This window comes from Luteimonas sp. Soil_N_1 (assembly GCF_057656255.1).
In genome coordinates this window covers 1872737-1894574 of record NZ_JBDGKS010000001.1, presented here as the reverse complement: position 1 = coordinate 1894574, position 21838 = coordinate 1872737, and the positions used below count along the sequence as shown (strand labels likewise).

Genomic DNA, 21838 nt, shown 5'->3' with positions numbered 1-21838 from the left:
CTTCATCGCCGGGTGCGTAGCGTGCCCGGCGCATTCCCTTCCCGCCCGGACCACCGCATGCCCCTGCTCCGCCGTCTGCCGCTCGCGTGTTTTCTGATCCTTGCACTACTTGTATGCGCAGTACCGCTGGCAGCGCACGACGTGGGTGATGTGCGGTTCCCGGCGCAGGTGCAACAGGGCAGCCTCGTGATCGGCAAGGTGCCGGCCGGCAGTCAGGTCCGGTACCGCGACCGCGCGCTGCGCGTCAGCGGCTACGGCACCGTGGTGCTCGGCGTCGGGCGTGACGAGGCCGGCCCCGTGCAGCTCGATGTCACGCGCGCCGACGGCAGCCGCCAGTCGGCGTCGATCGCGATCACGCCGCGTGACTGGCCGGTCGAGCGTGTCAACGGCGTGCCGCCGGCCACGGTGAATCCGCCGGCGGCGATTGCAGAGCGCATCCGCCGCGAACAGGCCCAGGTCACCGAAGCGCGTGTACGCGACGACGATCGCGTGGATTTCGGCAACGGTTTCATCCGTCCGGTCGAAGGCCGCATCAGCGGACGCTTCGGCCGCGCCCGCTCGTACAACGGGCAGCCCGGCTCACCGCATTCGGGCATGGACATCGCCGCGCCCACCGGCACGCCGGTCAAAGCGCCGGCTGCGGGCATCGTCACGTTCGCGGGACCGGATCTCTATCTGACCGGCGGCACGCTGCTGCTCGACCACGGGCATGGCGTGAGTTCGAACTTCCTGCACCTGTCGCGCATCGACGCGAAGGTGGGCGATCGCGTCGAACAGGGTCAGATGATCGGCGCCGTCGGTGCGACCGGGCGTGCGACCGGGCCGCATCTGCACTGGGGCATGAACTGGCTGGATGTGCGGGTGGATCCGCAGCTGGTGCTGGAGCGGCCATAAGTGCGTTGAATCCTGGCCGAGGCGAGGCATGGCCGTGGAAGAACACGTCACGCATCTACGGTCATTCCGGCGAAGGCCGGAAGCGCTCCTCGAAAGCCGGCTGGCTGGTCTCCAGCGCCTTTATGAAGAAAGCCGGAACCCAAAGTCACTGGATTCCGGCCTGACTGGCATTCGTCTGATGAGAGCCGCCGCGATCAAGAGCACCCGGGGCGACATGCGTCCCAGTCGGATCTCGTGGCGACGCTCAAACGCGGCGACAGTTGACTAGCCGCTCACCCGCGCCACCGCGTCATGCGCGTGCAGGCTTTCGAAGTGCGAAACCTTGGCCTCGAAGCGCGACACGCGCGGGTCGGCCGACAGCGCGGCAGCGACGCGACGGGCGGCGTCCTCGCAGAACATCAGGTTCTCGGCATTGAGGCTGGCGAAGGCCTGTTCGTCCTCGCGCTTGACCGCGGTCTGCACCGGCGTGCCGAGCGCATGCTCCAGCGCGTCGACGATCGCGAGAATCGGAAACGTGTCGACATCCGCGCCCAGGGTCAGGCGCACGTCGGCGCGGCTGCGCTGGGCGTGCGGCGTCGCGGCGAGTCCACGCGGTGACTCCAGCCAGTCGCGAACCGCGTCGTAGCCGCTGGTCTCGTTCGTGAAATCGCCGGCAAAGCGCGCGGCGTTGAGCTGGCGCGACAGCGCTGCCGATGCCGGACAGGTGCTCGAATACTCGACCGACAGCGACAGCGTGAGCGCGAGGCCGTCCGGGCCGAGCACGGCGTCGATCTCGACGGGATAGGTCTTCCAGCCGCTGTGTGCGCTGGCCAGCGCGGGGCGACGCAGCAGCTGGCCGTAGCGCAGCGTGAGCTGCACGCGATCGGCGAGACCGCGCTGCGAGTCGATGCAGTCGCGCAGCACGCGCGCCAGCGTGTCGCGATCCAGCACCTGGCTCGACAGCGCGTCCTGCAGATGCAGGTACAGGCGCGACATATGGATGCCACGTGCGTCGGGATCGATCAGGTTCACGCCGATATCGGCAGACGCCGGCACCGTGACCGCGCCGCCAGCGGCATCCTCGATGCGCAGCGGCAAGGCGATGTTGCCCATGCCCACCCAGTCCAGCAGGCGCGCGGCCTGGGCCTGGTCGCCGGCGACATCGGGAAGGCGGTCGGTGGAGGATGCGGTGCTCAAGACGGGACTCATGGCGTTGGGCGGGAATGACACAACGGGCGCCGGTGTGCGGCGCCCGTCGTGGGGGTCCAGTCTACCGGCTCGTCCGCGTCGACCCCCGCAACGCTGCGTTTCCGAGCCCGTTCGCGCAGGCGATGTTCAGCGCGGACGCGCGGCGCGCCAGCTCGACCACAGCACGCGCGGACCCGGGACCGGGCGACTCACGCCGTCACGCGCGAGCACGCGCAGACGGGCGCCGAGGATCGCGTTCGCGATCCGACGCGGACGCGTGCCACCACCGGGCGCAGGCCAGTTGGCCAGCAGGTGCGCGGCGAGCGGCTGATCGGTGCGAACGAACGCCTGCATCGCCAGTAATGGCGTGGCGTCGATACGCCCGTCGCCGCTGTCGCGGCTGCCATCGCCGAACAGGCGCGATTCGCAGGCGGCGATCGCCAGAGCGAGATCCTGCAACTGGGCGAGATTGCGCGCGGTATCGGCGGGATGCTCGCGGGTCGCAGGCAACAGGCGCAGCGCCAGGGCGAGCGTCTGCCACGGCGCATCGACGCGCTGCAGCTGCGACCCGAGCGGATGCCGGCGCGCGCCCTTGCCCCAGCCCTGCAGCTCGTCCTGCCACCACGCGAGTTTCGCCAGACCCGGCGTCGCGTCGGTGCCGGCCCAGGCCGCATCGCACAACTCGTCGAGCAGCGAAAACCACGGCGCCGCGCGCTCACGCTGCTCCGGTGCGACGAAAGCCATGCCGATGCGCCATTCCGGCCACCGCGCCTGCCACTTGCCGACGAAATCCTCGTCGCCCGACTGCATCGCCGCACTCATCGCTGCGGCCAGCCGGCGGGATCGACCAATGCCTGCACCGCGTCCAGCATCACATCGCCCTGCCAGGCGACCGGATCGTCATCGTCGAGCCGGTAGCCCCACAAAGCGACGACCGAGGGCATGCCCGCCGCGCGCGCCGCAGCGATGTCGCGCGCGTCGTCGCCGACATAGACGCAGTCCGCCGGCGCGATGCCGATCGCGTCCGCCGCGTGCAGCAGCGGCAATGGATGCGGTTTACGTTCGGCGAGCGTGTCGCCGCCGATCAGCACCGCGCAGCGGTCCTGCCAGCCTAGCTGCGGCAGGACCTGCGCCGCCAGATATTCGGGCTTGTTGGTGACGATGCCCCAGGGCGTTCCGGCGGCTTCGAGTGCGGCCAGCATCGCTTCGACGCCGTCGAACAGCACGCTGTGGCGGCCGAGCTCTTCGGCGTAGACCGCGAGAAACTCGGGCACGAGCGCGGTCACGCCATCCGTATCGAGTTCGGGAAACGCGACCGATGCCATCGCCCGCGCGCCGCGCGAGACCACTGGGCGGATGTCGGACAGCGTCAACGGCGGACGATCGCGGCTGGCGAGCATGCGGTTGACGGTCGCGAGCATGTCGGGCGCGCTGTCGAGCAGCGTGCCGTCAAGATCGAACAATGCGCCGGCCGGGAACCGGACAGGAGAACTCGGATCGATCACTGCGGTTTCCGCGCCCAGGCCAGGTAGTTCACGTCGGTGCGCGGAATCAGTCGCGCGCCATTGCGCCAGGGCTCGTACATCAGACCGGTGACGTCCTGCAGCTCCAGACCGGCCTCACGCAGCCAGCCGCCGAGTTCCGACGGCTTGATGAAAGCCGCGTACTGGTGCGTGCCACGCGGCAGCAGGCGCGCAACGTATTCCGCGCCGACGATCGCCAGCGCAAACGCGGCCGGCGTGCGGTTGAGCGTGGACACGAACAGCGAGCCGCCCGGCTTGAGCAGCGTGGCGCAGGCTTTGAGGATCGCGGCCGGGTCCGGCACGTGTTCGAGCATTTCCATGCAGGTCACCGCATCGAAACTGCCCGGCTGTTCGGCGGCGAGCGCCTCGACCGACTGCACGCGGTAATCGACCTGCACGCCGCTTTCGAGACCGTGCAGCTTCGCGACCTTGACCAGATCCTCGGCCAGATCGATCGCGGTCACGCGCGCACTGCGCTGCGCCAGCGCCTCGCTGAGCAGTCCGCCGCCGCAACCGACGTCGAGAATGCGTGCGTCGTCGAGACGGGTGCGCTCGCGCACGTAGTCCAGGCGCACGGGATTGAGCGCATGCAGCGCTTTCTGTGGGCCATCGACGTCCCACCAGCGGCTGGCGAGCGCGCCGAACTTGTCGAGCTCGGCCTGATGGAAGTTGTCGCGTGCTGCCGTCATTGCAGTGTCCTCATGCGCCGTTGCGCAGCGTAGCGATGCGCTCGCGCCATTGACGCGCGTTCGCAGTGATGGCGTCGAGATCGAAACCGACCAGGGTGCGCGACTGCAGCTTGGGCTGGCCGGCGATCCACACGTCGCCGACCTGGTGGCGGCCGGTCGCGTAGACCAGCTGCGAGACCACGTGATGCAGCGGCTGGGTCTCGATTGGCGACAGGTCGACGCAGATCAGGTCGGCCTGCTTGCCCGGCTCGATCGAACCGATGCGGTCGCCGAAGCCGACCGCCTTCGCGCCGCCCAGCGTCGCCGCGCGCAGCGCGGTGAACGCATCGGACCCGGCGGCGTCATTCGCCACCGCCTTGGCCAGGATCGCCGCGGTGCGGGTCTCGCCGAACATGTCGAGATCGTTGTTGCTGGCCACGCCGTCCGTGCCGATGGCGAGGTTCACGCCGGCACGTTCCAGCGCGCACGCCGGACAGAAGCCGGAGGCCAGCTTGAGATTGGATTCGGGGCAATGCACCACGCTGACGCCGCGTTCGGCGCACAGGTGGATCTCGGCGTCGGTCAGCTGGGTCATGTGCACCGCGATCAGGCGGTCGTTGACCAGACCGAGACGATCGAGGCGTGCGATCGGCCGCTGGCCGTACTGCTCGACCGACTGCTGCACTTCCTGCGCGGTCTCGTGCAGGTGCAGATGCACCGGCAGATCCAGCTGGTCGGCAAGCATGCGGATGCGTTCGAAGTTCGCGTCATTGACGGTGTACGGCGCATGCGGGGCGAACGACATGGAGATCAGCGGATCGTCGCGCCACTGGTCATGGACCTCGCCGGCACGATCGAAATACTCGTCGTCGCTCGACGCCCAAGCCGTGGGGAAATCGATGACCGGCAGGCCGACGCGCGCACGGAAACCGTGGCGCTTGTAGACCGCGGCCTGCACGTCGGGGAAGAAGTAGTTCTCGTTGACGCAGGTGGTGCCGCCTCGAATCATCTCGGCGAGCGCCAGGGTCACGCCGTCGGCGACGAACTCCGGCCCCATCACCGCACCTTCGATCGGCCAGATGTGTTCCTGCAGCCACACCTTCAGCGGCAGATCGTCGGCGATGCCGCGCAGCAGCGTCATCGGGTTGTGGGTGTGCGCGTTGACCAGACCGGGCAGCAGCGCGGAATGCGGCCGCGAGACCGTCTCGGCCGGTGCGAAACGCTGCCGCGCCTCGGCGATCGGCAACACCGCGACGATCACGCCGCGATGCACCGCGACCGCGTGGTCGTCGAGCACCACCGCGTGCGGTTCGACCGGCACCACGTGCGCGGCTTCGATCAGCAGGTCGATGGATTGCGGGGTCGCGTCATGCATGCTCATTCGTCCTCGGGGGTCTGGGTCCAGAAAAACCCGTTTTCCAGTGTGCTCACGTCGTAGCGCGTGCCGTCGTAACGCACGACCCGGCTGTCCCGGCGGCGCACGGTCTTCTCGTCAGCGCTGGTGGAGGCGCTTTCGATGCGCGCCACGTTGGCAGTCACGCGCAGATCCGCAAAACCGTTGTGCGCGCCCCGCTCCACGCCGATGGTGAATGCCGCTTCCTCTGTCACCAGACGCTGGCCTTGCGACCAGCTGCAGGGCTCGCCTGCCACCCGCGCCCAGAAGTCGGTGTACGACGTGAACACCGGCCTGAGCGCGTCACCTTCGCGCACATACAGCGTGAGTTCGTCGTTGACCCGGCCATCGGGACAACTCGGGCCCGGTGCCGAACTGCGCACCTTCACGCCGAACGCGCGCACGCCCTTGGCGAGGTCGTAGCGCGCGGTGTCGAGCGTCAGTCCGTCTTCGATCAACGCGAATACCGCGTCCTCGGCAAGATCGGTCTCGTGCACGGCAACGATGTCGGCCTCCTGCGCACCGAGCACGGCGATCACCAGACGCAGCACGCGCCCGTCCTCGTCGGATCCGGGCAAGGGGTACGCCACCGCCGCGAGTGCGAGCGTCTCGTCGTAGGGCCAGACCTTGCAGGCTTCGGCCACCAGCGGCGTGTCGTCGCCCGCCGGCAGCAGTGACGCCTGGGTCAACGCGTACAGCGTCTGCAGCGGACAGGCATCCTTCGCGGACGCCACGCCCGACACACCCGCAGCCGCGAGCACCAGCGCACAGGCGCCGGACCGCAGGCGTCGCCGGACGCGCGCCACGATCACTTCACCCGGCTGACGTACTCGCCCGAACGGGTATCGACCTTGATGACCTCTTCCTGGCCGACGAACAGCGGCACGCGGACCACGGCGCCGGTTTCCAGCGTCGCCGGCTTGCCGCCACCGCCGGAGGTGTCGCCGCGCACGCCCGGATCGGTCTCGGTGATCTGCAGTTCGACGAAATTCGGCGGCACCACCTGGATCGGCGTGCCGTTCCACAGCGTGACGACGCACTGCTCCTCACCCTTGAGCCACTTCTCGGCACCGCCCATGCCGGCCTTGTCCGCCTGGAACTGCTCGAAGGACTCGGGATCCATGAAGTGCCAGGACTCGCCGTCGCTGTAGAGATACTGCATGTCGGTATCGACGACATCGGCCGCTTCGAGCGAGTCGGTCGCCTTCATCGTCAGCTCGACGACGCGGCCCGACTTGATGAAACGGTATTTGATGCGGGTGAACGCCTGACCCTTGCCCGGCTTGACGTATTCCGTCTCGGTGATCACGCAGGGTTCGTTGTTGACCAGGATCTTCAAACCGTTCTTGACGTCGTTCAAGCCATAACTGGCCATCGTTCACTCCTGCTGGGCCGGTTGCACCGGCGTCTACAATATGGGGTTTCCCGGCCGCGACTCGCGCGGACGGCTCTACGGATTCAATCGCACATGATACCCGCAGCCCCCCTCACGATGCAGCCGCGCCGCTGGCAGCAGGCCTGGCGCGAGGCCGTGCGGGACCCCCGCGAACTGCTCGCCCTGCTCGGCCTGCGCGAGGCCGCGCTGGGCGTGTCCGACGCGGCCGCTGCGCAGTTCCCGTTGCGGGTGCCACGCAGCTTCGTCGCGCGCATGCGCCATGGCGATCCGCACGACCCGCTGCTGCGCCAGGTGCTGCCGCTGGACGACGAAATGCGCCCGGCCCCGGGTTTCGGCCTGGACGCGGTCGGTGACGGCGCCGCCAAGGCTGGCCATGGCGTGATCCACAAATATGAAGGTCGCGCCCTTCTGGTCACGACGGGCAGCTGCGCGGTGCACTGCCGCTACTGCTTCCGCCGGCATTTCCCGTATGCCGAGGAAACCGCGGCCGCGAACGGCTGGCGCGATTCGGTCGCGGCGATCCGTGCCGATCCGAGCATCGAAGAGGTGCTGCTGTCGGGCGGCGATCCGCTGTCGCTGGCCACGCCGAAGCTCATCGAGTTCACCGATGCCCTGCGCGCGATTCCCCACGTGCGCCGCCTGCGCATCCACACGCGCCTGCCGATCGTGCTGCCCGAGCGCGTCGACGCCGAGCTGTGCGCGTGGCTCGAGTCGTTGCCGTGGCCGATCGCGATCGTGGTCCATGCCAACCACGCCAACGAGTTCGATGCGGGCGTCGATGCGGCGATGGGCGCCCTGCGCGACACCGGCGCGGTGCTGATGAACCAGGCGGTGCTGCTGCGCGGCGTCAACGACGATGTCGACACGCTCGCCGCGCTGGCCGAGCGCGGATTCGCTGCAGGCGTGCTGCCCTACTACCTGCACCAGCTCGACCGCGTGGCCGGCGCGGCGCATTTCGAGATCGACGACGCGACCGCACTCGCCCTGCACGCGGCGCTTGTGGCCCGCCAATCCGGCTATCTCGTTCCGCGCCTTGTGCGCGAGGTCGCAGGTGACGCGTCCAAGCGTCCGGTCGTGGCGCCGGGCGATGGACGGATCATCCCCCCCGTGGCATAACGCGCTCTGTCATGGAGACCCGCATGTCGATCCGAGCCGATACCGCCCTGCGTCTGATGATCGTCGACGACCGCGTCGAGGATGCGGAAGCGCTTGCAAGCGGTTTGCGCAACGCCGGCATCGCGGTGCGCCCGCTGCGCCCGGAGTCGGCGGAGGCGCTGGGCCAGATGATCGGCAGCCAGTCGGTCGATCTGGTCCTCGCCGCACGTGATGCGACCATGTTGCCGTTCGACGTCGTGATGCAGCGGGTCGCCGACAGCGGTCGCGACCTGCCGGTCATCGCGCTGCTGGACACGATCGACGCGCAGGTCTACGTCGAAGCGATCCTGGCCGGCGCACGCGCGGTGGTGCTGCGGCAGGAGCCGCAACTGCTGCTCGCGAGCATCCGCGAGGCCTGGACGGATCGCGATGCGCGCCGCGGCCTGCGCCGCCTGGAGAGCCGCCTTCGCGAGACCGAGCGTCGCTGCGATGCCCTGATCGATTCCTCACGCGACCCGATCGCCTATGTGCATGAAGGCATGCATATCCGCGCGAATGCCGCGTACCTGGAAATGTTCGGCTACGAGAGTTTCGAGGATGTCGAAGGCGTGTCGCTGCTCGACATGGTCGCGCCGCAACACGTCGAAGGATTCAAGAGCCTGCTCAAGTCCTTGAGCAAGGGCGAGCCGCCGCCCCCGCGTCACGAGATCGAAGCACGGGACACCGAAGGCCGGGCGTTTCCTGCGGCAATGGAATTCGCAGTCGCCCAGTACGAAGGCGAACCCTGCCTGCAGGTGGTGTTCCGCCGCCGCGAGGAGATCGATCCCGATCTCGTGCTGGAACTCGAGGAACTGCGCCACCGAGACCAGGTCACCGGCCTGCTCAACCGGCCGACTTTCCTGCGCGCGATCGAGGACGCGGTCGATGACGCCGCACAGCACGAACGCCAGTACGGCTTCCTGATGCTGGAGCCGGACCATCACCAGCAGTTGCTGGCCGACATCGGGCTCGACCACGCCGATGACCTGCTGGCCGCCGTGGCAGAACGCCTGCAGTCACTGGTCGGCGACGATGCAACGGTCGCACGGTACGCGGGCCACGCACTGGCGATCCTGCTGCGCGACCACGATTACCACGCCACGATCGCAGCCGCCGAGCGCATCCGTGCCGGCTTTGCCAACCATGTGTTCGAGATCGGCGAACGCTCCAGCGTGGTCACCGTCAGTACCGGCGGCGTCCAGGTGGGCGAGAAGATCGCCAACGTCGCACAGGTGCTCGCACGGGCGACGACCGCACTCGAGTCGGCCTCCGGCAGCGGTGGCAACCGCAGCGAGATCTTCGACCCCAGCGCGGTCGACCGCGTCGAGGAAGAACGCATCCAGGCCTGGGTCACGCGCCTGCGCGACGCGCTCGACAACAACCGCTTCGCACTGCATTACCAGCCGGTGATCAACCTGCAGGGCGACACCGCTCCGGTGTATGAGATCCTGCTGCGACTCGATGGCGGCGACGGTGAACTGATCGCCCCAGGCGCGTTCCTGCAGATTGCCGAGGACAACGGCATGCTCGGCGAGATCGACCGCTATGTCGCTGCGGGCGCGATCGCCGCAATCGGACAGCGTCTACGCGCCGGTCAGCCGACCACGCTGATGGTCAAGGTCAGCCAGGCCTCGCTCGACGGCGATGCGTTTGCCGATTTCGTCGGCGTGCAGCTGGCCGAACACGGCGTACCCGGCGAGTATCTGGTGCTGCAGCTGCCGGAGGCGAAGGTCTTCACCCATCTCAAGGCGACGCAGGCATTCGCTGCGCGCATCGGTCGGCACGACTGTCGCTTCGCGCTCGAGCAGTTCGGCGTCGGTCTCGATTCGTTCCAGTTGCTCACCCACCTGCAACCGCACCTGCTCAAGCTCGACCGCAGCTTCACCGACGATCTGCCCGGCAATGCCGAGAACCAGGCGCGCATCCGCGAGATCGCGGCCCGGGCCCGTCAGGTCGGCATCCGCACGATCGCCGAGTTCGTGCAGGACGCGGCGAGCATGTCGATCCTGTTCTCAGCGGACATCGACTACGTGCAGGGCAATTTCCTTGCCGCCGCCGTGCCGGCCATGAACCACGATTTCGAATGAGTCTCCTGCGGCGCACCGGCGCCGCGCTCATTCCAGCATCGGAGTCCAGCGCAGGCTGGTGATGCGCCACTGCCCATCACGCAGCCGCCAACCGCTTTCGACCTGCCAGGCCTGCGCACTGTCAGGCAGCCAGGTGCCACCGGCCGCACCCGTCAACGCGGCGCGCGTACGCACCGTTGCCCGGTCCTCGCCCTGCAGCCGGATCTCCAGCGGACCCGCCACCACGCCCACGCGTTGATGCCGCAGCATCAGTGCCATCGCCATTGCCCGCGCTTCGCGGCGATCCATCCCATCGGGACCGATGAAATCCACATCGAGAATGTCGGCGACATCGGACGCCCGACGGTCCTCGATGGCCGCCTGCAGCGCGGCCACCTGTGCCCGGATCGCGTCTTCAGCGCTGTCGCGCGCGCACGAAACCAAGCCTGCGACGAGCAACATCGCGAGCACGATGCGCCACCCCGTCTTCCTCATCCAGGTCACGCCCGGTCCTCTCATTTCGCTCTCCTGGATTGAACGCGTCTGACCTGCGCCGGGCGAGCGGCGGACCGCCGGCACGCATGCCGTCGCAACCGCCCTCCAGTGCGCGACGGCACCCTGTGCACCCTCGGCGGCGCCGGCATCCTCTCGCAGATGGGGCTGTTTGCAAATGCTCGGCGGGCATCCCGGGCAGTCTGGCTGACGCGGCACTCGGAATGAACATCGACAACCCGGGTAGCGGCGCACGCTGCCCGACCGTCGACTTCCGGGGTGATGGCGCCCTTCCCGCCTGTCACTGCGCCTCCGGCGTTCCGCAGAGACCCGGATCGGAACCCGATGCAATCCGGCAGCGCAAGAGACTCAGGTCATCCCGACGCTCAAAAACGTGACGTGCGTCACTAATTGGCGTGACGTTCTTGGCATTCAGCAGTTATGCCATTGAAATCCTTGCTCCTTTCACCCGATGCGCGCTTCCATGCACGCTTCGGGCGAAAACTATTCATGGACGCCCGCCGGGCGCCCGACCGGCGGGAAGTCCGTATCAGGGGATTTCCAGATGCATAACGTCGAGCTGCTGCACGGTGACACCACCACCGCTCTGTCCACCATCCGTATCGAGCATGACGCGTCGAATGACTCGCACTGGTGCTTCATGCACGCACAGCAGGCGTTCTCCGATCCCACGTACCGGGCGTGCTTCTCGCCCGCACTGCTGCGCGAGCTGCGCCTGTTCGCCCAGCAGACGATCAACCGGATCTCCCAGCGGGCCGAAGCCGAGCCCGGTCATGTCTCGCACATCGTCCTCGGTTCGGACAGCAACGTGTTCAACCTCGGTGGCGACCTCAAGCTGTTCGCATCGCTGATCCGCGACCGCAACCGCGACGGTCTGCTGCGCTACGCGAGCGAATGCGTGGACAACATCCATCTGCTCCAGACCCGTCTGCACCGAAACGCTCACACCGTCGCGCTGCTGGAAGGTGATGCGCTGGGTGGTGGTCTGGAACTGGCGCTGGCCTGTCAGACCATCGTCGCCGAGCGCGGCGTGCAGATGGGCTTCCCGGAAGTGCTGTTCGGCCTGTTCCCGGGCATGGGTGCCTACTCGCTGCTGGTGCAGAAGGTCAGCCCGAAGGTCGCCGAGGAAATGATGCTCAACGGCCGGATGTACAGCAGCGAAGAACTGCACACGATGGGCATCGTCGACGTCCTGGTCGACAAGGGCGAAGGCACACGCGCCGTGCATGAGGTGATCCGGCAAAACAGGCGCATCGCCGCGGCGCGCCTGGCGCTGCACGAGGTCCGCGATGGTGCGCATCCCGTCACCCACGAGGAACTGATGCGCATCACCCGGATCTGGGTCGACACCGCCCTGCAGCTGGGCGACCGCCAGCTGCGGACGATGGAGCGTCTGGTCCGCGCGCAGTTGCGCAGGCCCGAGGTCGCATCGACCGACGACCGGACCGCCGACGCGCGCTGACGCGCAGGGCATGCGCCCGGGTCAGGGAATGTCCGACCCGGGCTGACCGGCGCGCGGCAGGTCGCCGCGCTCACGCAGCGCGACCAGTGTCTGGTCGAGCTGCTGGGTCAGCGTCTGCAGCATGCCGCGCCACTGGCCCAGCAACTGGTCCGAGCGCATGTCCATGCCTGCCGACGCGGTGTCGGCAAGGCGCACCGCGCCCATGTTGCCCGCCGCGCCCTTCAGGGCGTGGCAGGCATCGCGGAACGCATCCCACTGCCCCGCCATCGCCGCGGTTTCCAGATCCGCCAGACACTTGCGCGCATCACGGGCGCATTCGCCCAGGAACCGGGTGACGAAGACTTCGCCCAGTCCCATCTCGCGCAGCTCGTCGAGAATGTGCTGCGAAATGACACTGCGGTCCGTGTCCCGCGGCGCGGGTGCGGCGACCGGTGCCGCTGCCGTCGTCGTGCCGAGCGCGATCTCCGCCAGCTTTTCCAGCAGGCGTTCGACCACGATCGGCTTGGTGAGATAGGCGAACGCCCCGGCGCGCACACAGGCTTCGCGGGCATCTGCGGTCGCATCGGCCGTCAGGACGATGAAGGGCGTGCGCCGCCCGCTGCCTGCTTCCATGAAGCGGGTCTGGCGGATGATGTCCAGCCCGTTCGCGCCGGGCATATGCAGATCGGTGATCACGGCGTCGAAGGTCTGCGACTCCAGCGCCAGCAGTACATCTTCGCCATCGTCGACGACGTGCGGCCGGTGCCCCGCCTTCTCCAGCAGACGACGCAGCACCATGAGGTTCGCCGACTGGTCATCGGCGACCAGGATGCGCATGGGACCCACGCGCGCACGGTGGCGGACGAACGGATCGTCGAATGCGATCACGTTGCTGGCGACCGCCACTTCGTCGCGGTCGACCACGGCCAGCGGCAGCTCGATCCAGAAGTGCGAGCCCTCGCCCGGCCGGCTCTCGACGTGGATGCGCCCGCCCATCTGTTCGGTCAAGCCCTTGGCGATGGTCGTGCCCAGACCGGTGCCGCCGAACCGGCGGCCCAGGCCGGTCTCGACCTGCTCGAAGGCATCGAAGATGCCGCCGAGCGCATCGGCCGAGATGCCGATGCCGGTATCCCGGACCGAGAACCGCAGACGGGTCGTGGCCTGCGCGGCGTCGCTTTCGATCGTCTCGATCGTCAGCGTCACCTCGCCCCGGTCGGTGAACTTGATCGCGTTGGAAAGCAGGTTCACCAGCACCTGGCGGATCTGGTTGCTGTCGCCGCGCAACAGCGGCGGCACGCCCTCGGCGATCCGGGCCTCGAACCGCAGGCCCTTGCTCTGCGCGCTGGGCAGCAGCATCACCTGGATGCCGCGCACCAGTTCGGGCAGCGAGAAATCGGCCTGGTGGGAGCGGAACTTGCCCGCCTCGATCTTGAAGATGTCGAGGACGTCGTCGACCAGCACCTGCAGCGCCTTGGCCGAGGTCTGGATCACGTGCGCGCTGTCGCGCTGTTCGGCGCTCAGCGGCGTGGTCACCAGCAGGTCGGACATGCCGATGATGCCGTTCAGAGGCGTGCGGAACTCGTGGCTCATATTGGCCAGGAACCGGCTTTTCGCCTCGCTGGCGGCCTTGGCCGCACGCGTGGCTTCGGTCAGCGCACGCAGCAGTGAACTCAGATACAGGGGCACGGCCACCAGGCCGACCAGCAGGCCGATCGCGAGGGGGACGTTCTGCTGCCAGTACGGCGTGATCGCGATCGCGGTCCCGAACGTGGCGACCGCGAAGCCGATCGCGGCGTACAGGTAACGGGGCCCGTAGCGCAGACCGTTGCCGATCGTCACCCACATGATCACCACGTACAGCCAGGCCAGCAGGTCGCCGAGCAGGAACAGCCCCACGCCCATCAGGCTGTAGTCGGCCAGCATGCCCAGCACGCGGCGGGGGTGCGACACCTCCGGACGCCATACCAGCCAGGCGACGATGCACAGCGCGACCGCGAACTCGATGGCCAGGTAGGCCTCGGAGAACCAGAGTGCGCGCGAGACGCCGGACTGCCCGTCGACGAACAACTGCAGATAGGCATAGATGACGACGAGCATCACCAGGCGTACGCCCGCCTGGCCATGCTCGCTGTCAGGCCGCCCGGCCAGCCGCTCGCGCAGCTTCCCGACCAGCGCGTGCATTCCTACGGCCTCACTGCAGCGGGCCGGCGGGCCGGCCACTGAAGCGCGCGCAGATCTCCTGCAGACGCGGCACGTTGCCCAGCATCGCTTCGACGCAACGCGGGTCGAAGTGTCGTCCGCTGTTCTCGGCGATGTACGCCAGCGCTTCCTCGATCGACCAGGCGCGCTTGTAGGGACGGTTCGACAGCAAGGCATCGAACACGTCCGCGATCGCCACGATCCGTGCCTCGAGCGGAATCTGCTCGCCCGACAGACCATCGGGATAGCCGCTGCCGTCGTAGCGTTCCTGGTGGCGCAGCGCGATGAGCGCGCTGAGCTGGATGAAGCGGTTCTGGCTGTTGCTCAGCAGGTCGTAGCCGATCTGCGGATGCTGGCGCATCGTGGCCATCTCCTCGGCCGTCAGCGGGCCGGGCTTCATCAGGATGGCGTCGGGTATGGCGATCTTGCCGATGTCGTGCAGCGGGGCGGCCAGTTCGATCATGCGCACCTCGTCCTCGAACAGGCCCAGCGCTTCGCCGACCATGCCCGCCACCGCCGCCACCCGCTCCAGGTTGGCGCTGGTGCTGGCATCGCGGTACGCGATGGCCTGGGCAAGGCGGGTCAGCGTCTCGCGTTCGCGCTCATCCACCTCGTGCATGCTCTTGAGCAGCCGCTGCTCCAGCGACAGCGCACGCTGCTTGACCGATTCGGACTGCTGCCGCAGCTGCAGCAGATTGCGGCACCGCGCCCGCAGTTCGCGGGGGCGCACCGGCTTGACCAGGAAATCGATGACGCCCGCATCCAGCGCCGCTTGGCGGATCGGCTCGTCGCCGACCACGGTCACCAGCACGATCGGAACGTCGCGATGCAGCAGCGGCCGCCGGAAACGCCGGGCGAACTCCAGCCCGTCGACCACCGGCATCCGGTAATCGAGCAGCAACAGGTCGGGACGATGCTCGTCACACCAGCGCAGTGCTGCCTCGGGATCGCCGAAGTCGAATACGTCGAGTTCCGGACCGATATCCTCGAGGATATGTCGCAGCATGGTCCGCGCTGACGTTTGATCGTCCACGATGACAATGTTCATGTGCTGTCTCCTCGCGTTCAGCCCCGCCTGCATCATCGCGGGCGGCATCCCTGCGAAGCAAGTCCTACGCCAGTCCGGCCGGAAAATTCCTACCCGGCCGCCAGCGCAAGTCCCATAGCTTCAGGACGCCCCACGCTGCCGCATTACGGCCGGAACTGACCTCAGGCGTCGACTTGGGGCCGCATGTACGGGAACAGCAGTACGTCGCGGATCGAAGAAGACCCGGTCAGCAGCATGACCAGACGGTCGATGCCGATGCCCAGGCCACCGGTCGGCGGCAGGCCGACTTCGAGCGCGCGGATGTAGTCGGCGTCGTAGTGCATCGCCTCGTCGTCGCCGCCGTCCCGGGCATCGACCTGGGCGCGGAAACGCGCGGCCTGGTCTTCGGGATCGTTGAGCTCGGAGAAGCCGTTGGCGATTTCCTTGCCGCCGATGAAGAGTTCGAAACGGTCGGTGATGCCCGCCTCGCTGTCGGATTCGCGCGCCAGCGGCGAGACCTCGACCGGGTAATGGGTGATGAAAGTCGGCTGGATCAGACCGGTTTCGACGGTCTTCTCGAAGATCTCCAGCAGCAGCTTGCCCCAGCCGTAGCCGGCCTTCACGTGCACGCCCAGACGCGCGCAATGCGCGGCCAGCGCTTCACGGTCACGGCAGTCGGCGACACTGATCTCCGGGTTGAGTTCGCGCACCGCTTCTTCGAGCTTCCAGCGACGGAACGCCGGACCGACGTCGATCGCGTTGCCGTCCCATTCCAGTGCCGTGGTGCCGACCGCCTGCATCGCAACGTCGCGGATCAGGGTCTCGGTCAGGTCCATGACCTCTTCGTAGGCCACGTAGGCCTCGTAGAGTTCGAGCATCGTGAACTCGGGGTTGTGCCGGGTCGACACGCCCTCGTTGCGGAAATTGCGGTTGATCTCATACACGCGCTCGAAGCCGCCGACGACCAGACGCTTGAGGTAGAGCTCCGGCGCGACACGCAGGAACAGGTCGAGATCCAGCGCGTTGTGATGCGTGGTGAACGGCTTGGCCGCAGCGCCGCCGGCGATGTAATGCATCATCGGCGTTTCGACTTCGAGGAAGTCGCGGGTATCGAGCCACTGCCGGATCGCGCCGACGATGCGCGAGCGCTTGACGAACACCGCGCGCGCGTCTGGCGAGACGATCAGGTCGACGTAGCGCTGGCGATAGCGCTGTTCCACATCGCTCAGGCCATGCCACTTGTCCGGCAGCGGGCGCAGCGACTTGGTCAGCAGGCGCAGCGACGAAGCCTTGACCGACAGCTCGCCTGTCCTGGTGCGCATCAGCGTGCCTTCGGCCGCGACGATGTCGCCGACGTCCCAGCCCTTGAACGCGTCGTAGCGCTCGCCGAGCGTCGCCGACTGCAGGAACAGCTGGATGCGGCCACTCACGTCCTGGACCGTCGCGAACGCGGCCTTGCCCATGACCCGCTTGGCCATCAGACGGCCGGCGACGGCGACCTGCACGCCCTCGGCCTCCAGCGCTTCGCCGCTCCAGCGTTCGGCGTCGCCATGCGAGGCCTGCAACGCGCCGGTTTCGTCGCGGCGACGGAAGTCGTTCGGGAACGCCACGCCCTGCCCGCGCAGCGCGGCCAGTTTGGCGCGACGCTCGGCGATCAGGGCGTTCTCGTCGGCGGGCGTCTGCGGTGCGGGGGCGTCGGTCATGGGTGCGTTTCGTTCGTATGCGAAGAGGAATCACGCGCGACCGGAGCGGCCGGCCGCGCAGTGCCGACGCGACGCGTCGGCGGATGGATCGATCAGACGGCGTCGGTCCGTTTGGAACCGGCCGCCAGGCCCGACTTCAGGCTGGCTTCGACGAATTCGTCGAGATCGCCGTCAAGCACCTTCTGCGTGTCGCTGCGCTCCACGCCCGTGCGCAGATCCTTGATGCGGCTCTGATCGAGCACGTAGTTGCGGATCTGGCTGCCCCAGCCGATGTCGGACTTGGTGGCTTCCAGCGCGTCGCGCTCGACGTTGCGCTTCTGCACTTCCAGCTCGTAGAGCTTGGCGGCCAGCATCTTCATCGCGTTGTCGCGGTTCTGGTGCTGGCTGCGGCCGGTCTGGCAGGCGACGACGGTATTGGTCGGGATGTGCGTGATGCGCACCGCCGACTCGGTCTTGTTGACGTGCTGACCACCGGCGCCAGACGAGCGGTACACGTCGGTGCGCAGGTCGGCCGGGTTGATGTCGATCTCGATGTTGTCGTCGACTTCCGGCGACACGAACACCGAGGTGAAGCTGGTATGGCGGCGGTTGTCGGAATCGAACGGCGACTTGCGCACCAGACGGTGCACGCCGATCTCGGTCTTCAGCCAGCCGTAGGCGAACTCGCCCTCCACGCGCACGGTCGCCGACTTGATGCCCGCGACTTCGCCGCCGGACACTTCCATCAGCTCGGTCTTCCAGCCACGCGTCTCGGCCCAGCGCAGGTACATGCGCAGCATCATCTCGGCCCAGTCCTGGGCCTCGGTGCCGCCGGCGCCGGCCTGGATGTCGACGAAGCAGTTCGCCGAATCGAGCTCGCCGGAGAACATGCGCTGGAATTCCAGCTTGTCCACTTCGACGGCAAAGCCCTCGACGTCGGCAACCACCGCCTGCGCGGTGTCCTCGTCCTGTTCGGACTCGGCCAGTTCCAGCAGCTCGTTCGCGCCTTCCAGACCTTCGGTCAGGTTGCGGATGCCGTTGACGGTCTTGTCGAGCGTCGAGCGCTCACGTCCCAGCGCCTGTGCGCGCTCGGGATCGTTCCAGATGGTCGGGTCTTCGAGCTCGCGCTCGACTTCCTCCAGACGCTCGCGACGGGCGTCGTAGTCAAAGAAACCCCCTGAGCGCATCCAGCCGACCGCGAAGGTCGACGATGCGCTGGCGAACGGGATTGAGTTCAAGCATGGGATTGGGAACCACGGAAAACCGGGGATTCTAACAAGTCCGCGGCGGCCCGCGTCCGGCCGCCGCCCGCATCTGCGACTTTGCCGGATTTGCCGGTAGACTCGCGCCTGCCATTGGGGGCACTGGCGTGGGGATCGACTTGATGAGGATGCGCTACGGGCGCGCGTGGCTGGTCGCCGCCGCACTGACACTCTCCGGCACCGCACACGCCGGACCGGAGGCGGCAGCGCGCATCCAGGCGCAGGTCGAGCGCTGCTTCGAACTGCGCGAGAGCCGTGCCGATGAAGCGGTGCGGATCGCCCGCGCAACGCTGGCGGAGCCGACGCTCGAGTCCGACGACGAAATCAAGCTGCTGACCTGCCTGGCTCGTGCGGCCGCGCTTCTCGGCGATTCGGACACCACATCCACCGCGATCGACCGGGTCGAGGCGCTGCTGGCCGAATCGCCGCGACCGCCCGAGTTCGCATTGCGTGCGCTGACCAACGCCGGTGCCGCACTGCAACTGGCCGGTGACGTCCCCCGCGCGCTCGCGTTGTACATGCGTGCGTTCGAGGTGGCCGAGGCCGGCGAGTCCGATGTGGCGCAGGTCAAGCTGCTCAACAACGTGGGCAGCATCCAGAGCGAGGAGCTGGAGGCATTCGAGACGGCCGAGGCGATCTTCGCGCGTGCCCAGGCGATCGCCGATACCCGCGGTCTACGTGAGCCGGTGCTGGCCTACAACCGTGCCCTGAACCACATGCGCATGGGCCGGACGACAGCGGCGCGCGCGGGCTTCGATCTCGCCGCGGCCAACGCGGTCATCACCGACCAGCGGATCGTCGAACAGCGGGCACGTGCAGAACGCATCGCGCTCGACGGCGATGTCGACGTGATTCCCGCACTGCAGGCGCTGGCGGACGCCCAGCGCGACGGCGACCCCTCCGGCGCGGCCATGACGCTGCTGCGGATGTCGGCGCTGGCGCTGGCCGGCGACGATGGCGAAGCAGCCTATCTGCATGCGCGCGCAGCGGTGGATGCGACGCGCGGTGGCGACTTCCGCGTCGAGTACCGCGACGCGCTGCGCGCCGAAGTGGCCGCGCTGCGGGCCCTCGGCCGGTTCGAAGCGGCGCTGGACACCCAGCAGGTGCTGCGCGATGTCGAAGTCGGCGCGCTGCGCAGCCAGAATCTCGGCACGCTGGCAGGCCTGCAGGCCCGTCTGCAGGACCGCCACAGCGCCAGCGAACTCGCGCTCCTGCGCGAACAGCGCCAGATCGAAGCGCTCAACCAGCAGCACGCGCGCCGGTTGCGCGGCGCCGGCTTCGCCGGACTGGCCATGCTGATGGTGTTCGCGCTCGCATTCGCCTGGTACCAGCGCAGGGTCAACCAGCGGCTCCACCGGATCAGCTCGATCGACAGCATGACCCGGCTCCTCAACCGCGGCGCTGCGACCCGTGCCATGCGGACGCTGCCGCCGGCGACGGGCGCGGGCCGGCACGTGGTGTTCCTGCTGGATGTCGACCACTTCAAGCACAGCAACGACCGCCACGGTCATGGCATCGGCGATGCGATCCTGACCGAGATCGCCGCCCGGCTGACCGCCTGCTGCCGGCCTGACGATCTGGTTGCGCGCTGGGGCGGCGAAGAGTTCCTCATCGCCTGCGCATCACTCGACCTGCAACGCGCCTGCGACATTGCCGAGCGCGTGCGACTGGCCATCGCCGCAAGGCCGTTCGTGTTCGACGGCGTGGAAGCGACGATGACGGTGTCGATCGGATTCGCGGACTGGCCGTCGGCCGCCGGTGTCGAACACGGCAAACGCTGGCGCGCGGCCGTCGATCTCGCCGACCGCGCGCTGTACGCCTCCAAGCGCGGCGGGCGCGACGCTTGGACCGGCCTGTGGTGCGGGCCCGCAAATGCCGACCCGGGCCGGATCCTGCACGACCCCCAGGCGGCGGTCGATGCCGGTACGGTGCACGCGATCAGCAGTCGCGCGCCTATCCAGTGGCACAGCGATACGACGCTGGAGAGCAGCGCGTCGCGCGCCGCACCGCCCCTCGACGGGCCGCACGTTCCGGCGACGCGCTAGGCGCGGCGCCGGAACAGGCACCTCATCGGCGACTGAACGAGATGCGGTAGCTGCCGCCTTCGTCGCGACCCACAGACGAGGCTTCGACCACATAGTCGCCTGCCTCGAGGCGACGCGAAATCCGTGCATTGAGACCGCCACCGCCGTCGTCGTCGGTAGCGACCTCCTGACCATCCCGGTTCAGGCGCAGATAGCTGTCGACGTCATCCGATGCCATGTCGATGACGTACTCGCCTGCAGAGCGGACCGACACCGTCCAGCGGTCGGTCATGCCCGGCAGCAGGGTGGCCGTCGCAGGACGACCGGCGGTGAGTGCGCCGCCGCCGACGTTGTCGGGCGCTTCCGATGCCGCCAGCGCGAGCGTATACAGGCCGGCACCCGCGGATGCCGCATCCGCGCGCACGGTGTAGGTGCCCGGCTCGAGCAGCAGGGAAATGCGTGCATTGAGACCACCGCCGCCATCGTCGTCGGTGGTATCGACGCCATTGCCGGACAGGTGCAGCAAGGGATCGAACTCGTCGCTGCGCATGTCCAGGCGCACCACCCGCCGCGCCGGCAGGGAGAACGTATACGTCTGCGCGCTGCCTTCGAACAGGCCGTTGACGTTGCTGCCGACGGCCAGTTCGCCGCCATCACGCAAGCCGCCCTCGGGCAAGGTGCGTGCCGCGACGCGGATCTGGTACATGCCGTTCGCGCGCGAGCCGCCGTAGCTGTCGGCAGTCAGGGTGTAATTGCCCGGCGCCAGACGCGCATTGAGCCGCGCATTGCTGCCGTCGCCGCCATCGTCGTTGCTCATCGAGACGCCCGCGCCTTCGAGCTTGAGCACCGCATCGAAATCGTCGGACAGCATGTCGATCGTGTAGAAACCGTTCTCGTCGATCTGCAGGGGCAGCTGACGTGCCGAGTCGGTCCAGTCGCTGATCGCCGCGCCTACGCGCAGCGTCTCGCCGTTGTAGGCCTCGATCGCCTTGCTGGTCAGCGTGAACGGGCCGTAGGCACTGGCGTCGATGCCGCTGACGGCAATGGTGTAGCTGCCTGCACGCCTGGCGCGGACCACCAGCGATGCCGCCTCGGAATCCGCGTTCGAGCTGGCGACCAGATCGCCCCCGTTGAATGCGGTCAGACGTCCGCGCAACGCGCCTTCGAGTGCGAAATTGACCACCTGGCCCTCGCGCAGATCGATGCGGTAGAGCTGGCTGCGCGAGCCGTCCTGGTGATTGATGCTGGAACGGCTGGTGATCTCACCGCGGCGCTCGGCGCCGAGCGCGAGGGATTCGGCGGCGGTGCCGGTCTGGGCCACAGCGGGGGTCATTGCCGGTGCCATGGCCAACGCGATCGCGAGGGCCAGCGTATGGACAGTCTTCAAGAACGTCTCCCTGTACAGAAGTGGGCGGCCGAATCGGGGGAGACGACCGCAACGCGCGCAAG

At 68.0% G+C, this 21838-nt stretch carries 18 protein-coding genes; 5 read left to right on the top strand and 13 right to left on the bottom strand.

Annotated features, from left to right (window positions below):
- Positions 1-57: 57 nt before the first annotated feature.
- Positions 58-894, top strand: a complete 837-nt coding sequence (locus AC3A4E_RS08780) for a M23 family metallopeptidase (protein ID WP_487631106.1) — start codon at positions 58-60, stop codon at positions 892-894.
- Between the two features lie 264 nt (positions 895-1158).
- Here AC3A4E_RS08780 and folE2 read toward each other — a convergent pair whose 3' ends face one another.
- The 7 genes from folE2 to efp all read right to left on the bottom strand — a co-directional run bounded on the left by folE2 (position 1159) and on the right by efp (position 7020).
- Positions 1159-2070, bottom strand: coding sequence for a GTP cyclohydrolase FolE2 (gene folE2 / locus AC3A4E_RS08775; protein ID WP_487631105.1), 912 nt, complete (start codon positions 2068-2070; stop codon positions 1159-1161).
- Between the two features lie 138 nt (positions 2071-2208).
- Positions 2209-2883 carry a phytoene/squalene synthase family protein gene (locus AC3A4E_RS08770; protein WP_487631104.1) on the bottom strand — a complete coding sequence of 225 codons (675 nt, stop codon included), beginning with the start codon at positions 2881-2883 and terminating at the stop codon, positions 2209-2211.
- The gene (locus tag AC3A4E_RS08765) at positions 2880-3566 is read right to left on the bottom strand and encodes a phosphoglycolate phosphatase (RefSeq protein ID WP_487631103.1); all 687 of its coding nucleotides are present in this window, start codon (positions 3564-3566) and stop codon (positions 2880-2882) included. Before AC3A4E_RS08765 ends, AC3A4E_RS08770 begins: the two co-directional genes overlap by 4 nt.
- Positions 3563-4273, bottom strand: coding sequence for a bifunctional 2-polyprenyl-6-hydroxyphenol methylase/3-demethylubiquinol 3-O-methyltransferase UbiG (gene ubiG, locus AC3A4E_RS08760; RefSeq protein WP_487631102.1), 711 nt, complete (start codon positions 4271-4273; stop codon positions 3563-3565). The genes AC3A4E_RS08765 and ubiG overlap by 4 nt, the downstream gene beginning before the upstream one ends.
- A gap of 10 nt (positions 4274-4283) precedes the next feature.
- Positions 4284-5627: a TRZ/ATZ family hydrolase gene (locus AC3A4E_RS08755; RefSeq protein ID WP_487631101.1), complete on the bottom strand. Its 1344-nt coding sequence runs from the start codon at positions 5625-5627 to the stop codon at positions 4284-4286.
- Positions 5628-5629: 2 nt separating this feature from the next.
- Entirely contained in the window at positions 5630-6451 is an 822-nt protein-coding gene (locus AC3A4E_RS08750) for a PA3715 family protein (RefSeq protein ID WP_487631100.1), read from the bottom strand.
- 2 nt (positions 6452-6453) lie between these two features.
- Positions 6454-7020, bottom strand: a complete 567-nt coding sequence (gene efp / locus AC3A4E_RS08745) for an elongation factor P (protein ID WP_465074300.1) — start codon at positions 7018-7020, stop codon at positions 6454-6456.
- A 93-nt stretch (positions 7021-7113) separates the two neighbouring features.
- Between efp and epmB the strand changes: the two genes are divergently transcribed.
- Together epmB and AC3A4E_RS08735 are read left to right on the top strand one after the other, a co-directional pair.
- Positions 7114-8157, top strand: a complete 1044-nt coding sequence (gene epmB / locus AC3A4E_RS08740) for an EF-P beta-lysylation protein EpmB (protein ID WP_487631099.1) — start codon at positions 7114-7116, stop codon at positions 8155-8157.
- A gap of 23 nt (positions 8158-8180) precedes the next feature.
- The gene (locus tag AC3A4E_RS08735; RefSeq protein ID WP_487631098.1) at positions 8181-10262 is read left to right on the top strand and encodes a GGDEF/EAL domain-containing response regulator; all 2082 of its coding nucleotides are present in this window, start codon (positions 8181-8183) and stop codon (positions 10260-10262) included.
- 27 nt (positions 10263-10289) lie between these two features.
- Here AC3A4E_RS08735 and AC3A4E_RS08730 read toward each other — a convergent pair whose 3' ends face one another.
- Positions 10290-10760, bottom strand: a complete 471-nt coding sequence (locus AC3A4E_RS08730; protein WP_487631097.1) for a nuclear transport factor 2 family protein — start codon at positions 10758-10760, stop codon at positions 10290-10292.
- Between the two features lie 538 nt (positions 10761-11298).
- Here AC3A4E_RS08730 and AC3A4E_RS08725 point away from each other — a divergent pair.
- The gene (locus AC3A4E_RS08725; protein WP_487631096.1) at positions 11299-12216 is read left to right on the top strand and encodes a crotonase/enoyl-CoA hydratase family protein; all 918 of its coding nucleotides are present in this window, start codon (positions 11299-11301) and stop codon (positions 12214-12216) included.
- 21 nt (positions 12217-12237) lie between these two features.
- Here the strand turns inward: AC3A4E_RS08725 and AC3A4E_RS08720 are convergent, their stop codons facing one another.
- The 4 genes from AC3A4E_RS08720 to prfB all read right to left on the bottom strand — a co-directional run bounded on the left by AC3A4E_RS08720 (position 12238) and on the right by prfB (position 18345).
- Positions 12238-14376, bottom strand: coding sequence for an ATP-binding protein (locus AC3A4E_RS08720; RefSeq protein ID WP_487631095.1), 2139 nt, complete (start codon positions 14374-14376; stop codon positions 12238-12240).
- Positions 14377-14386: 10 nt separating this feature from the next.
- A complete protein-coding gene (locus tag AC3A4E_RS08715; protein WP_487631094.1) occupies positions 14387-15442 on the bottom strand; it encodes an HD domain-containing phosphohydrolase in 1056 nt (351 codons plus the stop codon).
- A 161-nt stretch (positions 15443-15603) separates the two neighbouring features.
- Positions 15604-17124: a lysine--tRNA ligase gene (gene lysS, locus AC3A4E_RS08710; protein WP_487631093.1), complete on the bottom strand. Its 1521-nt coding sequence runs from the start codon at positions 17122-17124 to the stop codon at positions 15604-15606.
- Between the two features lie 92 nt (positions 17125-17216).
- Positions 17217-18345, bottom strand: a protein-coding gene (prfB, locus tag AC3A4E_RS08705) for a peptide chain release factor 2 (RefSeq protein WP_487631092.1) whose coding sequence is annotated in 2 segments (ribosomal slippage) — positions 17217-18269 and positions 18271-18345 — 1128 coding nt in all. Because the reading frame shifts where the segments join, the coding sequence is not laid out codon by codon here.
- Positions 18346-18487: 142 nt separating this feature from the next.
- On the opposite strand from prfB, the gene AC3A4E_RS08700 reads away from it, so the two are divergent.
- Positions 18488-20410 (top strand): diguanylate cyclase domain-containing protein, encoded by a 1923-nt coding sequence (locus AC3A4E_RS08700; protein WP_487631091.1) that lies wholly within the window; start codon positions 18488-18490, stop codon positions 20408-20410.
- Between the two features lie 22 nt (positions 20411-20432).
- On the opposite strand, the gene AC3A4E_RS08695 is transcribed toward AC3A4E_RS08700, so the two are convergent.
- On the bottom strand, positions 20433-21776 hold the full coding sequence (locus tag AC3A4E_RS08695; protein ID WP_487631090.1) for a hypothetical protein: 1344 nt from the start codon (positions 21774-21776) through the stop codon (positions 20433-20435).
- Between the last annotated feature and the right edge of the window lie 62 nt (positions 21777-21838).